Below are 14,087 nucleotides of genomic sequence, written 5' to 3' on the forward strand. Positions count from 1 at the left end.
CCGCGAGGCGCCGATCCGTGGGAGTCCTGATGCCGACCGCCGTGCCGGAGAGACCCACCGTCCTGCCCGGTGAATCACCCGGGGCCGCCAGGCCCGCCCGCACCCCCGCCCTGCCTCGCGGCAGCGGCCGGACCGCCGCGCGCATCGGTGCGCTGACGCTCTGCCAGGCCGCGTTCATGGTGGGCATCGGGCTGCTGATCACCGGCCCCGCGCGCGACGTGTGGCCGATGACCGCCGAGGACGACCTGAACGAGGCACTGGAGCAGCGCCGCACCGGTGCCCTCACCACCCTCTCGTGGTTCGCGTCGGAGGCCGGCAACACCCTCACGATCATCGCCATCACGCTCGCGGTGTGCCTGGCGCTGATCCTGATACCCCGTCTGCCGATGTGGCGCCAGGCCGTCTTCCTCGCCGCCGGCGTCTCGCTCCAGGCGCTGGTCTTCCTCATCATCACCGAGTCGGTGGACCGTCACCGGCCCGAGGTGGACCGCCTCGACGCGTCCCCGCCCACCTCCAGCTACACCTCGGGGCACACCGGAGCGGCCACCGCGCTGTACGCCGGGCTGGCCGCGCTCGCCCTGTCCCGCATCCGTGGTCCCTGGCGCAAGGTCGTCTGCGGGCTGCTGCTGCTCGTGCCGCTGATGGTGGCTCTCTCCCGCCTCTACCGGGGCATGCACCACCCCACCGACCTCGTGGGCGGCCTCGTCAACGGAAGCCTGTCGCTGCTGATCGTCGGCCGTGCCCTCTTCACCGAGGGCACGGTGGCCGCCGCCCCCTCGGCGCGCCCCGCTCCGGCTCCGGCCGCCGGCACCGTCCGCCGTGAACTGGCGCCCGGCCGCACCGTCGTGGTCTACAACCCCACCGTGACCGACGAGAGCGCCTGCGCCGCGCTGCGGGACGTGCTGCGGCAACACGGGCACACCGCACCGGAGTTCGTTCCGACCACGGCCGAGGACACCGGAGGCGGCCAGGCCGCCCGCGCGGTCCGTGACGGCGCGGCACTGGTGGTGGTGTGCGGTGGGGACGGCACCCTGCGGGCGGCGGCCGACGCCATGGCCGGCAGCGGTGTCCCCCTCGCCCTGGTGCCCAGCGGCACCGGCAACCTGCTCGCCCGCAACCTCGGCCTTCCGCTGTCGCCCACCGCCGCGCTCGACGAGGCACTGCGCGGGAGCGTGCGCCACATCGACCTCGGCCGCATCGAGGGCGACGCTCTTGCGGCCACCCACTTCGCCGCCATGTCCGGCGCCGGACTCGACGCCGCGATCATGGAGAACACCGACGACCGCACCAAGTCCTTCCTGGGCTGGCCCGCCTACGTACTGGCCGGCATCACCACGCTGCGCGCCCCCCGGATGCACGTGACGGTCCGGCTCGACGGCGCCCCGGCCCTGCGCCGTACCGCCCGCATGGTCCTCCTCGCCAACATCGGCACCGTGCAGGGCGGCGTCACGCTCGTGCCCGCCGCCCGGCCCGACGACGGACGGCTCGACCTGCTGATCCTCGACCCGCGCGGACCCGGCGGCTGGGTCCGTGCCCTCGGAGCGCTGCTGCGGGGCGGCGCCAGGACACCCCGGCCCACGTCCGTGGACACCCTCACCGCCCCTGACGCCGACGCCGGCACCGGCGTACCGGTGGAGTTCTTCACCTTCCGGCGCGCCGAGCTCACCTTCGAGTCCGTGCAGTCCCGCGAACTGGACGGGGATCCGGTCGCGCCCGGCCGGCGCCTGACCGCCGAGGTCCGTCCGGGCGCGCTGACGATGCTGCTGCCGTCCGGGGAGAAGTGATGGGTACGGCGACCAAGGTCCCCGAGACCAGGGACATGACCGGCGAGGAACTCTCCGCCGACGAGGCGCTGGTGTCACTGCGCCGTTACGGCCGCTGGCCGCTGCTGCGCGACGCCTTCATCCGCTTCCGCTACGCCGACGGCTTCACGCACTCCCGTGCGCTCGCCCTGCAGACGGTGCTCTCGGTGATCCCGCTGGCGATCGCCTTCGTCGGGCTGTCCACCGCCCTGCACACCGAGAGCATCGGCAGGCTCACCGAGCTGACGATCCACCGGATCGCCCAGGGCCCCAGCGCCGAGGTGGTCGACGACGCGCTGGACCGCAGCAAGCGGACCGCGGGCGACGGTGCGCAGATCGCTCTCTGGTTCGGTCTCCTCTTCTCCCTGGTCAACACCACCACCGCGATGTGCCAGATCGAGCGCGGCGCCAACCGCATCTACGGCAACGAACGCGACCGGCCCTTCCACCTCAAGTACCTGCGCGGCCTGGTGATGTCCGTCAGCGCCGGCCTGCCGCTCGGCGTGGGCTTCATCGTGATGGTGGCCGGGGCGGACCTGGCCTCCGCGGCGGTGACGGTGTACCACCTCAAGGACGGCACGCTCACCGCGTGGAACATCCTGCGCTGGCCCCTGGGCCTGGTCCTCGTGCTCATCTCGGCCAGCGCCATCTTCCGCCGCTCGCCCCGCCGCAGGCAGCCCGGCTACACCTGGCTGGCCTTCGGCGCCGCGGTGTACCTGGTGCTGTGGACGACCCTCACCTGGCTGCTGAGTCTCTACCTCGGGATCAGCGGCTCCTTCGACACCGTCTACGGCCCGCTCAGTGCCTTCATGTCGCTGCTGCTGTGGGCCTACCTGACCTCCATCGCCCTGTTCCTCGGACTGTCCTTCTCCGCGCAGCTGGAAGCCGCGCGGGCCATGCGCCCCGGTCCGATCCACACCGACCCGGGAGTCTGAATGCCCCTCCGGTTCACCACGCGCCCCTTCCGCGAGCGTCGCCGCCGGGAGGCCGACCGCAGGTTCGGCGTCCGTCTGCTCGGCGCGGCTGTCGTGGCCGCGATCGCGGCGGTGCCGTTCGGCCTGCTGCTGGTCCTCGTCAAAGGACAGTGGGAGCCGCTGCGCCGGGTGGACACGGGCGCGGCGCGGCGGCTGAACGAGACGGCGCTGGAGCACCCCGGCTGGACCGACACGCTGCGATTCCTGTCGAACTGGGTCTGGGACCCGGTGACCCTGCGCATCGTGGTCGCGCTGCTCACCCTGTGGCTGCTTCACCGCAGGGCGTGGCGGCTCGCGGCCTGGTCCGCCGTGACGGCGGTGGCCGGCGGGCTGATCGGGCTGCTCGTCAAGGTGGTCGTCGAGCGGGCCAGGCCCAGCCTGGAGGACCCGGTCGCGCACGCCCCGGGCTTCTCGTTCCCCTCGGGCCACGCCATGACCGCCACCACGTCGTTCGCGATCCTGCTGCTGGTCCTGCTGCCCATGGTGCCGCGCGCCTGGCGGGTGGCGTGCTGGTGCCTGGCGGTGCTCTCGGTGCTCGGCGTCGGCTTCACCCGCGTCGCGCTGGGCGTGCACTGGTTCAGCGACGTGGTCGGCGGCTGGCTGCTCGGTGTCGCCGTCGTCGCCCTCACCGCCTGGGCCTTCGAGGCGTGGCGCGCCGACATCGGCCGCCGCACCACCGAACTGGCCGACGGCCTGGAACCCGAACTGACCGGCGCGCGTCCCGAGCCCGATCCCGTCCTGCGCGCGAGGCACTGACCGGGGCCGGGACCGCGATCCTCCGTGTGGTTCAGGGGGTGTGTTCCGTGTCGAAGGCCACGAACCTCACCTCCGCGGTGTACCGGCGGCCCTCGTCGTCGGTGAGCCAGGTCTGTTCCGGTGTGGGCAGCATCTCGGTGATGGTGAACGTGCCCTGCGGGTCCCTGCGGGACAGGCGGCGCAGCGCCTTGGCGAGGATGGTGACGTAGACGGGGCTGTCGAAGTCGACGTAGAAGGGCCGCGGTTCGGTCGGCAGGACGACGAAGACGTGGCGCGGCAGGCCCAGCCGGGTGCGCCAGTGGCGAGCGCGGACGAAGCGCCGGGCCTCGTCCTTGTCGTCGGCGAACCCCGCGTCGGTGGCGGGCAGCCGCCAGGTCTCCCGGGCGACCACCATGCGGTCGAGGGTCACCCGGGGCGTGTGGCCGGTCTGCGGCAGGAGTTGGAAGAGGTCCATGGCCAGGGTGGTCAGGACGTGGGAGAAGACGTCGACGGCCGGGAAGGCGGAGCCGTCCGGGAGCCGGACGAGGAGCCGGCCGTCGCGTTCCTCGACGGTGGCGTCGGCACTGCGGGCGGCCCGGGGGCGGGCGGGGTCCGCCGTGAAGTCGGCCAGGGCGACCTGGTGGTCCTCGGGGCGTACGAGTGTGTGGCGGACCCGGACGGACAGGCGCGAGCGATGCTCCTTGGGGATCAGGGGCATGAGGCGCGGGCCGGGGTGGTCGCGGTCGGTGAGGCGGAGCAACTCGGCGGCGTCCGGGTGCTGGTGGGTGAACAGGGAGGCGCCCAGCGTGTTGGCGGCGAGGTGCAGTTCGCCCAGGACGAGGGTGAAGTCGCCGCGGGCCACGGCCTGCGCCCCGTCGGCGGCGATCATCACGTCCGGGCTGAGATAGCGGGCTGCCGTCCAGCCGCCGCCGGTGCTCCGGAACGCCTCCCGTACCTGTGCCTCGATGTCCGCCGACGCCACGGTCACCCGGCGGGCGCCCTCGGGGACGGCCAGGATGCGCTGCCAGCGTGCGGCGAACTCCCGCTGGAGCTCGGTGGCGGTGGTGCGGGCGGCGCCGTGCAGCACCGGCAGGCACCCGAACCAGAAGGACGCCAGGTCGACCTCGCCCTCGGCGGCGAGCCGGTCGTACACGCGTCGCGTCTCGGCCGTCACGGTCGCCGCCAGCTCTGCGGTGAGCCAGGCGGCGCTGTCCATGAGCAGCCGCAGCGGGTGCAGTGCGTCCAGCACGGCGGGGCCGAGGCGGGCGGTGGCGGACCGGCGGGTGTCGGAGTACACCAGCGCCCGGCAGGGGGCCGTCGACGCGGACTTCTCCCGTACCGCGGCCGTGGCGGTCAGGTCGGTGAAGTCCCGCTCCAGCTCCGCCATGGCCTCGACCAGCGCCTCCACGCCACGGGCCGCCGCCACCTTGGCGCGGCCCCGCTCCAGCCGGTCCAGTGCGGCCAGCCCGCGGCTGCGCGGCTGTGGCGCGCCGACGGACTCGAGCCAGGCCCGCAGGGCCCGGTCGGGGTGGGTGCCGGCGGGCACCTCCAGCCGCCACGCCACCCAGCGGCGGGCGACCAGATCGGCCAGGACGGCGGGCACGTCGGTGTCGGGGAGTTCGGCGGCGATGCGCCGGGCCGGGCGGACGCCGTCGCAGCGGGCCAGGACGGCCGCCGTGTCGGCGGACACGGTCACCGGGCGGCGGCCGGGCACCCGGACGCGGTCCCCGTCCAGTGCGACGAACGGCACCCGCCGGGGTGCGATCCACTCCCGCAGGGCGGGGTCGGTGTCCAGCGTCTTGGCCAGTGCGTCGATGCCCCAACTGGCCCAGTAGACGGTGGAGTCGGCGATGAGTCCGGAGCCTGCGTCGACGGCGGCGCCGGGCGTCGCGGCGTCCCAGCGGCCCCAGCCGACGGGGCCGAAGAAGCCGATCGTGTCGTTCTTCACGCAGAACCGCTGCCAGTAGTGAGCGACCAGTTCCTCGCGCTGGCGCGGCATGCTGCTGCGGCTGTCCACACCCGGCGTCCAGCGCAGGAACGGGGCGATGCCGGAGGTGAGGACCGGCCGGTTCTGCCAGGCCACCGCCTCCCGGAAGGCGGGCATGCGGGCGATGTCCTGCAAGGTGTGCGCGCTCTCCACGGCGGCGTCCGCGAAGAGCTGGGCGAAGTCCGCCCAGCGGGCGCCCTCCAGAGGGTCGTCGTCGGCGAACTTGTCGGCCGCCTCCGCCAGTCCGGCCGGTGCCAGGCGCAGGACCCCGTCGGCGGGGAAACCCGGCCCCCGCAGGGCGAACTGCTCCCACAGCCGCCAGCGGCCGAGGGACGGCACGAAGTCTTCGGTCATGGCACGTTCTCCTTGGCGAGCGTGGGTGGACGGTCCTGCCCGTGCTGGTCCGGCGGGAGGGGTCAGGCGGTGCCGTAGTCGGCGTCGACGACCTCGGCCAGGTCGAGCGGTGTGGGGTAGGCGAAGACCAGGGAGACCGGGACGTCGGCACCGATCGCCTCCTGGAGGCGGCCGGTGATCTGGAAGGCGGTGAGCGAGTCGCCGCCCGCCTCGTAGAAGTCGGTGTCCGCGGTGAGGTCGGGCAGGCCGAGTACGTCCTGGAAGATGCCGACGAGCAGGTCGACCGTGGTGAGGGACGTCGCGGCGGTGGCGGTGTTCGAGGTCATGACGTGTGCTCCTTCGTGCGGGCAGCGGGATACGGGTCGGTGTGCTGGTCGGGGCGGGTGGCGTGCAGGCGGGCGGGGGTGTTGCCGCCCGAGACGATGGCCACGGCCCGTTCGCGGCGGCCGGCGCGCAGCGCCCCGGCCAGCGCGACGGCTCCGCTGGGTTCGGCGTGGACGCCGTGCCGGTGCAGCAGGGCGGTGGCGGCGAGGATCTCGGCGTCGCCGACGGCGATCAGGTCGTCGACGCGGTCCCGGATGATCGGGAAGGGGACGTGTCCGGGGCACTGGCCGCGCAGCCCGTCCGCGACGGTGGTGCTGGGCGGCAGCCGGACGGGGCGGCCGGCGGCCAGGGAGCGGGCGTAGCGCGGGGTGAGGGCGGGTTCGACCCCGACCACCCGGACCGGGCGGCCGGTGGCGGCGAGGCACACGCCGGCGAGGAGTCCGCCGCCGCCGGTGGGGACGTAGACGGTCTCGGTGCCGGGGGCGTCGGCGAGCAGTTCGCTTCCGGCCGTGCCCTGCCCGGCGACCACCAGGGGGTGGTCCGAGGAGGGGACGAGGAGGGCACCGGTCTCCTGCGCGAGCGCCCGGGCACGCTCCTCCCGCTCGGCCACCCCGCCGCCCACCCGGAGGGTCTCGGCGCCCAGTGCCCGGACCGCGGCGGCCTTGGCGGGGGAAGCGCCCTGCGCGAGGACGACGGTCAGCCGGATGCCGAGGGTGCGGGCGAGCCTGGCGAGGGCGATGCCGTGGTTTCCGGAGGAGCCGGTGACGACCCGGTCGGCGCCCAGGGCGAGGACGGCGTTGGCGGCGCCGCGCGTCTTGAACGAGCCGCCGAGCTGGAGGTGTTCGGCCTTCAGCAGGAGCCGCGAGCCGTGCGCCGCCGTCACCGGGCCGCGCAGCAGGGGCGTACGGACGATGTGGGGGGCGATACGGGTGGCGGCGGCTTCGAGGTCCGCGGGGCCGAGGCCGGCGGGGCCGGGTTCGGCGGGGCTGCGGAGGGCGGGGCCGAGGTGCCGGCGGGTGGTGCCGGCGCGCATGTCACCGGTGCCCGGGCGCAAACCGGTGGCGGTCATCGGGTGCTCCCGGCGGCCAGCCGGCGGCGGTCCGCCTTGCCGCCGCGGGTGGTGGGCAGCGTGTCCAGGCGCTGGAAGCGGCGCGGCATCAGATGGGGCGGCAGCGATCGGGCGAGGTGGCCGCGCAGGGCCGCGTCCGTGATGTCGGCCAGGTCGCCGGTGACGTGGGCGAGCAGGTGGACGCGCCCCCGGTCGTCGGTGTGCGAGGTCACCACCGCGCCCGTGACCCCCGGGTGGGAGAGCAGGGCGCCCTCCACCTCGGCCGGGTCGACGCGGTAGCCGCGGATCTTGACCTGCCGGTCGGTGCGGCCGGCGTAGTGCAGTCCCGCCTCGTCCCACCAGCCGAGGTCGCCGGTGCGGTAGAGGCGGGCGCCGGGCGGGCCGAAGGGGTCGGGGACGAAGCACTCGGCCGTGCGGGCCGGGCGGCCGCCGTAGCCGCGGGCCAGGCCCTCTCCCCCGATGTACACCTCGCCCACCGTGCCGTGGGCGACCGGCGCGAGGTCCGCGTCCAGGATCCGCAGGACGGTGCCGGCCCGGGGCACGCCCACCTGGTCGGCGGACGGGTCGGGTTCGGCCGGCACGCTGTGGCGGGTGGTGGTCATCGTGCACTCGGTCGGGCCGTACTGGTTGACGAGTCTGCCGGGTACGAGCGGGCGCCCGCCGGCGGCGAGGAAGGGCCGCAGTGACTCGCCGCTGGAGGCGGCCAGGGCGACCCCGGCCAGCGGATCGGTGAGTCCCGGCGCTCCGGCCAGGTGCGACAGGAAGGAGGGGGTGACGCTGAGCAGGGCCGTCACCCGGTGCTCCCGGACGGTGCGGGCGAACTCCTCGGGGCGCAGCAGCCGGGCCCGGTCCACGATCACCAGCCGTGCTCCGGCCAGCAGCGGGACGAAGGTGTCGCGGATCGAGGCGTCGTAGCCCAGGGGCGCCGTCTGCAGGGCCACCGTGCCGGGGCCGAGGCCGAACGCGTGGGCGGTGTCGCGCAGGTAGGCGTCGAGGGAGCGGTGTTCGATCAGGACGGCGCTGGGTTCCCCGGTGCTGCCGGAGGTGTGGCTGACGTAGGCGAGGGCGCGGGGGTCGGCCGGGGGCGGCGGCGGGGCGTTCGGGGGTGCGGGGCGGTCCAGCAGGACGGTGGGCAGGGTCCGGCCGAGGAGGCAGGCGTGGGCGGACGTGGTCAGCAGCAGGCGGGCGCCGGCGCTGCGCACGAAGGCCGCCAGCCGGTCCCTGGGCTGTCCCACGTCCAGGGTGAGGAAGGCGGCGCCGCAGCGCAGGACCGCCGCCATGGCGGCGACCGCGTCGGTGCCGTGCTCGACGGCGACGGCGCACACCGTCTCCGGCCGGGCGCCGTGGGCCCGCAGGAGCCGGGTGAGCTCCTCGACGCGGGCGGCGAGGCGGGCGTACGTCACGTCACCGGCGGGGGTGGTCAGCGCGATGCGCTCCGGGGTCCGGGCGGCGTGTGCGGCGATGTCGTCGGCGACGGTGCGCATCAGTCCTCCCCCATGCCGGCGACGGTCTGGTCGACGGCCACGAAGCGCAGCTCGGAGGTGTAGCGGCGGCCCTCGTCGTCGGTGAGCCAGGCCTGCTCGGGGGTGGGCAGCATCTCGCTGACCTTCAGCCGTGCCGCGGGGTCCTTGCGGGCGAGCCTGCGGGCCGCCTTGGCGAGGATCGTCGTGTACACGGGGCTGTCGAAGTCGACGTAGAAGGGGCGGGGTTCGGTCGGGGAGACGACGAACACGAACCGGGGCAGTTCGTGCCGCCGCTGGAAGTGCCGGGCCCGGACGAAGCGGGCGGCCTCCGTCTTCTCGTCGGCGAAGTCCACCTCCGCGACGGGCAGTTGCCAGGTCTCCCGGGCCACGATCATGCGGTCGATGGTGATGCGTGGGGTGTGTTCGCCCTCGGGGCGGAGGGTGAAGCGGTCCATGACGCGCTGGGTGAGGGTGTTGGCGTAGACGTCGAGGAGGTCGTGGGCGGTGCCGTCGGGCAGCACGGCGGCCAGCCGGCCGTCCCGCTCCTCCACCAGGACGTCGGCGCTCAGCACCGTGCGGGGGCGGTGCGGGTCGCCGGTCTGGTCGACCAGGGTCACGTAGTGGTCCTCGGGGCGGTCCAGCGAGGGCCGGCTGCGTGTGGACCACTTCAGCGGCAGTTCCTTCGGCAGCGTGGGCAGCAGTCGCGGGCCGGGGAAGTCGCGGGTGGTCTCGGCGAGGAGCTCGTCGCGGTCCGGGTGCTGGTGCACGAACAGGGAGGCGCCCATGGTGTTGAGCGCGCAGTGCATCTCGCCGAGGACGAGCCGGACGTCGCCGCGGGCCAGGGCGGCGTCGTCCTCGGCGATGACCAGGACGTCGGGGCTGATGTACCGGGCCAGCGACCAGCCGTCGCCCGGTTCGTCGAATTCCTGGCGTACCCGTTCGGCCAGTTCGCCCGTGCTCAGCCGTACCCGGCGCGCGCCGGGCGGAAGGTGCAGGATGCGGGCCCACTTGGCACGCAGTTCGGCCTGGGCCGCGTCGATCAGGTCGCCGGCGTCGGGGTGCGGGGAGGGCAGGGTGTGCAGCCACAGGGTGCCGAGGTCCACCGGTCCGCCGCTGGCGCGCAGGCGGTCGTACACGGTGTGCAGGCGGCCCCGGACGGCTTCGGCGAAGCGGTTCGTCATCCAGCGGGCGGCGGTCAGGCACAGTTGCAGGGGCTCCAGGTGTGCCAGCAGTGCGGCGCCGGCCGTGGCCGTGGCCGACCGGCGTGCGTCGGAATACACCAGGCCCCGGCAGGGGGCGGTGCGTTCGCCCTTGGCGCGCTGGGCCTCGCTGTCGGTGAGCGCGGCGAAGTCGGCTTCCAGGGCGGTGATCGCGGCGCTCAGCGCGCCGGCGTCGAGGCGGGCGGCGCGTACGGCGTCCCGGCCGCGTTCCAGGACGGCGAGCCTGTCCAGCGCCCGCTCCCGGGCGGCCTGGTCGGGGACGCGTTCCAGGATGCGGCGCAGGGCGCGGTCGGGGTGGGTGGCCGCGGGCACCTCCAGCCGCCAGTGCACCCAGCGCCGGGTGAGCAGCTCGCCGACCGTGTGGGCCACCTCATCGGCGTCCAGGCCCAGCTCGGCTGCGATGGCGTCCGTGTGCCGGGTGCCGTCGCAGCGTTCCAGCACGGCGAGTTCGCGTGCGCCGATTCGCTGTGCGGGGCGTCCGGGGACCCGCACCTCGCCGTCCTCGCAGCGCACGAAGGACACCCGGCGCGGCGGGATCCAGCGCATCAGCTCGCGGTCCTCGCCGAGCACCTTGGCCAGGGCGTCGACGGCCCAGCCGGAGAAGTACACCTCCTGCGCGGCGAGGAAGCCGTCGCCTGCGTCCACGGCGACGGCGTCCGGCGCGGACAGGTCCCAGCGGCCCCAGCCGACGGGGCCGAAGAAGCCGATCGTGTCGTTCTTCACGCAGAACCGCTGCCAGTAGTGAGCGACCAGTTCCTCGCGCTGGCGCGGCATGCTGCTGCGGCTGTCCACACCCGGCGTCCAGCGCAGGAACGGGGCGATGCCGGTCCGCAGGACGGCGGGGTTCTGCCAGGCGAGGGCCGCCTGGAAGCGGGGCTGGGCGGCCACCTCCTGGAGGTGCCGGGCGGTGTGTACGGCGGCGGCGGACAGTTCCTCGGTGAAGGCCTGCCACTCGGGCCCGGACAGGTCCGTGCCGGGACCGAACTTGTCGGCGGCCTCGGCCAGTCCGGGCGGGGCCAGGCGCAGCACGCCGTCGGCGGGGAAGCCGGGGCCGCGCAGCGCGAACTGGTCCCACAGCCGCCAGCCTCCGCCCGGCAGCAGGACAGGTGCGTGCTCGTCCGACATCGCGTGCTCCTTCCGGAAGGGGGTGCGCGGGGGTCCCGCTGCCCGGCCGTGCGGGTGCCGCCGCCGGGATGCCGGGCGCCCCGGCCGGAGAGCACGGTCCCGCGCCAGGGCCGTGGCTCACCAGAGAAGATCCGGCAGCAACGCACGCCGCCGGTACGGCGCGTTCGTCCCTGACCCCGCCCGGCGGGCCCGGGCACGCTGGCAGCGTCGGCCCCTGACCTGTGGCCGGCCCCATCACCTGCGGGAGGTTCACCGTGACGCAACCCAACTCCGCGACCGGCGCGGGCGGCGAGGCACCCCGCCCCGGCACCGACGAGGTGTACCTCGTGGTGCGCAACGACGAGGAGCAGTACTCGATCTGGCGGGCGGACCGCGAGGTGCCCGCCGGCTGGTACCCGGAGGGCCGGCGCGGCAGCCGGCAGGAGTGCCTCGACCACATCGGTGTGATCTGGACGGACATGCGCCCGCTCAGTCTGCGCCGCCGGCTGGCCGGGGCAGATGTCTGAGGGCCGTCCGGGCCGGCTCCTGTCGCGGCCGGCCCATGGTCCTCCGGCGGTACCGCCACCGGACCGGCTGTGCCCGGCCGTACTGGACCTGTCCGCGCTGCCCGGCCGGACGTGTCCGCCGGGCCCGCGGGCGCTGCGGGGACCGCTGGAGCTGTACCTGGCCCAGGTCGGGGCGCAGGACGAGCGGGCGCTGCGGCGCGCGCGGGAACTGCTGGACGCGGAGGAACGGGCGCGGGCGCGCGCGTTCCGGCGCGACCGGGACCGCGACGCCTATGTGGTCGCGCACGCGGCGCTGCGCAGTGTGCTGAGTGTCCTGCTGGGCATCCGCGCCGAGGCGCTGCCGCTGATGCGTGAACCGTGCGCCGGCTGCGGCGGTCCGCACGGCCGGCCGGCGCTGCGCACGGCCGGGGTGCACTTCTCCCTGTCGCACAGCGGGGACCTCGTGATGGTGGCGCTCGCCCCGGCGCCGGTCGGTGTCGACGTGGAGGGGCTGGCCACCGCGCAGGCGGTGCTCGGCGCGCAGTCCGCGCTGCATCCGGCCGAGGCGCGGGAACTGGCGCGGCTGCCCGCGCACGCGCGTCCGGCGGCCTTCACCCGGGCCTGGGTGCGCAAGGAGGCCTACCTCAAGGGCCTGGGCACCGGGCTGGTGCGGGATCCGGCGCTCGACTACGTGGGCACCGGGCCGCGGCCGGCCGCTCCGTCGCCGCAGTGGACCGTGCGGGACGTCCTGGTCCCCGCGGGGTACGGGGCGGCTGTGGCCCTGCGGGCACCGTGAGGGCACCCGCGGCAGCACGGCGGGGACCGGTCGTCGGACCGGTCCCCGCCGTGCTGCCTGGGCGCTCCCCGTGAAGTGCGGTCCTGCGGCCCGCTCTTCACGGCTTCCCCACTTCCCGGCGCGGGGGCCCGCGATACGATCACGGACGTGAGCGGCGCTGAACCGACCATCCTCGCCACTTCCGGAGGCCACCGCGTCGGCGCGCGTGCCCGGGTCCTCTTCGATGCTCTGGTCCACCACGCGGTGGACCTCTCCGGGGTGCACGGCAGGCGCCCGCGCATCCTGTACGTCGGCACGGCGGTGGGGGACGCCGAGCACGTCGCGGCGCGGATGGCGGAGGCGGCCCGGATCGCGGGCTTCGATCTGACCCCGCTGCACCTGTTCCCCATGCCGAACGTCGACGACGTCGAGGGCACGGTCCTCGACCACGACGTGGTCTGGGTGATGGGCGGCTCGGTGGCCAACCTGCTCGCCGTGTGGCGGGTGCACGCGCTGGACGCGGTGATGCGGCGCGCGTGGCGGGCGGGTGTGGTGCTGGCGGGGGTGAGCGCGGGTTCCATCTGCTGGTTCGAGGGCGGTGCCACGGACTCCTTCGGGCCCGAACTGCGCCCGGTGACCGGGGGTCTTGGCCTGCTTCCGTACGGCAACGGCGTGCACTACGACTCCGACGCGGGCCGGCGTCCCCTGATCCACCGCATGGTCGCCGACGGCACCTTCGCGACGGCCCACTGCACCGATGACGGGGTGGGCCTGGTCTACCGGGGCACCGAGCTGGTCGAGGTCGTGGCGGAACTGCCGGACAAGGCCGCCTACGTGGTGAGCCGGGACGGCGAGCGGGTCGTGGAGGAACGGCTCGTACCACGGCGGCTGCCGGCGCCCGCGTTCTGACGGCCGCTCCCGCCGGGTTCGCGCTGTGCGGCGTTCGTCCGCCCCGCGTTCGTCGCCCGCTCCTCACCCCCTGTCCCGGGGGGGGCGGACGCGGCCCCGGGGTGACGGGTGGACCGCGCGGGCGCTCCTGGCGCCCGGTGTCCATGGGTCCCCTCCCCCTCCCCCGCCCCCGTCCCCCGTCCCGGCGTCCTCGGCGCGTCAGACCAGGCCGTGGCGCACGGCCTGGGCGACCGCGTGGGCCCGGTTGCGGGCCTGCAGACGCGCCATGATCTCGTAGATGACGTTCTTGACGGTGTGTTCGGAACAGTCCAGCAGGCGGGCGATGCCCGCGTTGGCGTGGCCCTCGGCCAGCAGGCGCAGCACGGACATCTGGCGGGCCGTCAGGGCCGGGGGCCGCACGTCCGGTACCGGTTCGCCGGGTCCGGGAGCCGCGGTCAGCAGGTGGGAGAGTTCCGGGTAGGGGATGCTCGGATGGGGGTGGGCGGCGCGGCGTACAGCGGCCGCGAGGGTCTCCTCGGTGAGGTCCGCGGTTTTCAGGACGACCGCTCCGGTGCGCAGGGCCAGCAGCAGGCCCCTGCGGCTGACGGTGTCGCACACGAGCAGCAGCCGGCCGGGGTCCTGCCCGCGGCGCAGAGCCTGTTCGGCGTCGGCGGCCACGACCACGCTCACGCTCCCGGGCCCGGGCCCGGGCCCGGGCCCGGGCCCGGGCCCGGCAGGCCCGTGCCCGTGCCCGGGCCCGTGCTCGGGCTCGCAGGAGAAGCCGGCGCGGCGGGCGAGGGCGCGGACGCGGTCCGCGCCGCGCGAGGGCGGGATGCGCAGGACCGGGCGCGAAGGGAGCGTGCCGGGTGTGACCTGCGTGGCCGGC

12 protein-coding genes are annotated in these 14,087 nt (G+C 75.2%); 6 read left to right on the forward strand and 6 right to left on the reverse strand.

The features are described from left to right. The first annotated feature begins 29 nt into the window (after positions 1-29). From AC0ZLC_RS25290 to AC0ZLC_RS25300, 3 genes are read left to right on the forward strand one after another with little or no spacing between them, the layout of a single operon-like run. On the forward strand, positions 30-1,784 hold the full coding sequence (locus tag AC0ZLC_RS25290) for a bifunctional phosphatase PAP2/diacylglycerol kinase family protein (protein WP_476754258.1): 1,755 nt from the start codon (positions 30-32) through the stop codon (positions 1,782-1,784). After that, entirely contained in the window at positions 1,784-2,737 is a 954-nt protein-coding gene (locus tag AC0ZLC_RS25295) for a YihY/virulence factor BrkB family protein (RefSeq protein ID WP_476754259.1), read from the forward strand. The genes AC0ZLC_RS25290 and AC0ZLC_RS25295 overlap by 1 nt, the downstream gene beginning before the upstream one ends. Further along, complete coding sequence (locus tag AC0ZLC_RS25300) at positions 2,738-3,532, forward strand: phosphatase PAP2 family protein (protein WP_476754260.1); 795 nt, start codon at positions 2,738-2,740, stop codon at positions 3,530-3,532. Positions 3,533-3,563: 31 nt separating this feature from the next. On the opposite strand, the gene AC0ZLC_RS25305 is transcribed toward AC0ZLC_RS25300, so the two are convergent. The 5 genes from AC0ZLC_RS25305 to AC0ZLC_RS25325 form a co-directional block, all read right to left on the reverse strand. Beyond that, entirely contained in the window at positions 3,564-5,852 is a 2,289-nt protein-coding gene (locus tag AC0ZLC_RS25305) for a lantibiotic dehydratase (RefSeq protein ID WP_476754261.1), read from the reverse strand. Positions 5,853-5,914: 62 nt separating this feature from the next. Next, positions 5,915-6,178 carry an acyl carrier protein gene (locus AC0ZLC_RS25310; RefSeq protein WP_476754262.1) on the reverse strand — a complete coding sequence of 88 codons (264 nt, stop codon included), beginning with the start codon at positions 6,176-6,178 and terminating at the stop codon, positions 5,915-5,917. Next, positions 6,175-7,245: a threonine ammonia-lyase gene (locus AC0ZLC_RS25315; RefSeq protein WP_476754263.1), complete on the reverse strand. Its 1,071-nt coding sequence runs from the start codon at positions 7,243-7,245 to the stop codon at positions 6,175-6,177. The genes AC0ZLC_RS25310 and AC0ZLC_RS25315 overlap by 4 nt, the downstream gene beginning before the upstream one ends. Next, positions 7,242-8,729 carry an amino acid adenylation domain-containing protein gene (locus tag AC0ZLC_RS25320; RefSeq protein ID WP_476754264.1) on the reverse strand — a complete coding sequence of 496 codons (1,488 nt, stop codon included), beginning with the start codon at positions 8,727-8,729 and terminating at the stop codon, positions 7,242-7,244. The genes AC0ZLC_RS25315 and AC0ZLC_RS25320 overlap by 4 nt, the downstream gene beginning before the upstream one ends. Further along, the gene (locus AC0ZLC_RS25325; RefSeq protein ID WP_476754265.1) at positions 8,729-11,053 is read right to left on the reverse strand and encodes a lantibiotic dehydratase; all 2,325 of its coding nucleotides are present in this window, start codon (positions 11,051-11,053) and stop codon (positions 8,729-8,731) included. Before AC0ZLC_RS25325 ends, AC0ZLC_RS25320 begins: the two co-directional genes overlap by 1 nt. Positions 11,054-11,307: 254 nt before the next feature. Here AC0ZLC_RS25325 and AC0ZLC_RS25330 point away from each other — a divergent pair, with 254 nt between their 5' ends. The 3 genes from AC0ZLC_RS25330 (at position 11,308) to AC0ZLC_RS25340 (ending at position 13,222) form a co-directional block, all read left to right on the forward strand. After that, on the forward strand, positions 11,308-11,559 hold the full coding sequence (locus AC0ZLC_RS25330; RefSeq protein ID WP_358850596.1) for an MbtH family protein: 252 nt from the start codon (positions 11,308-11,310) through the stop codon (positions 11,557-11,559). Next, a complete protein-coding gene (locus AC0ZLC_RS25335) occupies positions 11,552-12,334 on the forward strand; it encodes a 4'-phosphopantetheinyl transferase family protein (RefSeq protein WP_476754266.1) in 783 nt (260 codons plus the stop codon). Before AC0ZLC_RS25330 ends, AC0ZLC_RS25335 begins: the two co-directional genes overlap by 8 nt. Before the next feature lie 147 nt (positions 12,335-12,481). Continuing rightward, entirely contained in the window at positions 12,482-13,222 is a 741-nt protein-coding gene (locus AC0ZLC_RS25340) for a Type 1 glutamine amidotransferase-like domain-containing protein (protein ID WP_476754267.1), read from the forward strand. 198 nt (positions 13,223-13,420) lie between these two features. Here the strand turns inward: AC0ZLC_RS25340 and AC0ZLC_RS25345 are convergent, their stop codons facing one another. Then, positions 13,421-13,891, reverse strand: coding sequence for a response regulator transcription factor (locus tag AC0ZLC_RS25345; protein ID WP_476754268.1), 471 nt, complete (start codon positions 13,889-13,891; stop codon positions 13,421-13,423). Positions 13,892-14,087: the final 196 nt, after the last annotated feature.

It is taken from the genome of Streptomyces sp. GLSS-08, from assembly GCF_056387915.1.

Excerpts from the sequence above, each read along its gene's own strand:
- AC0ZLC_RS25290 (WP_476754258.1), top strand. The coding sequence starts at position 30 with ATGCCGACCGCCGTGCCGGAGAGACCCACCGTCCTGCCCGGTGAATCA.
- AC0ZLC_RS25295 (WP_476754259.1), top strand. The coding sequence starts at position 1,784 with ATGGGTACGGCGACCAAGGTCCCCGAGACCAGGGACATGACCGGCGAG.
- AC0ZLC_RS25300 (WP_476754260.1), top strand. The coding sequence starts at position 2,738 with ATGCCCCTCCGGTTCACCACGCGCCCCTTCCGCGAGCGTCGCCGCCGG.
- AC0ZLC_RS25305 (WP_476754261.1), bottom strand. The coding sequence starts at position 5,852 with ATGACCGAAGACTTCGTGCCGTCCCTCGGCCGCTGGCGGCTGTGGGAG.
- AC0ZLC_RS25310 (WP_476754262.1), bottom strand. The coding sequence starts at position 6,178 with ATGACCTCGAACACCGCCACCGCCGCGACGTCCCTCACCACGGTCGAC.
- AC0ZLC_RS25315 (WP_476754263.1), bottom strand. The coding sequence starts at position 7,245 with ATGACCGCCACCGGTTTGCGCCCGGGCACCGGTGACATGCGCGCCGGC.
- AC0ZLC_RS25320 (WP_476754264.1), bottom strand. The coding sequence starts at position 8,729 with ATGCGCACCGTCGCCGACGACATCGCCGCACACGCCGCCCGGACCCCG.
- AC0ZLC_RS25325 (WP_476754265.1), bottom strand. The coding sequence starts at position 11,053 with ATGTCGGACGAGCACGCACCTGTCCTGCTGCCGGGCGGAGGCTGGCGG.
- AC0ZLC_RS25335 (WP_476754266.1), top strand. The coding sequence starts at position 11,552 with ATGTCTGAGGGCCGTCCGGGCCGGCTCCTGTCGCGGCCGGCCCATGGT.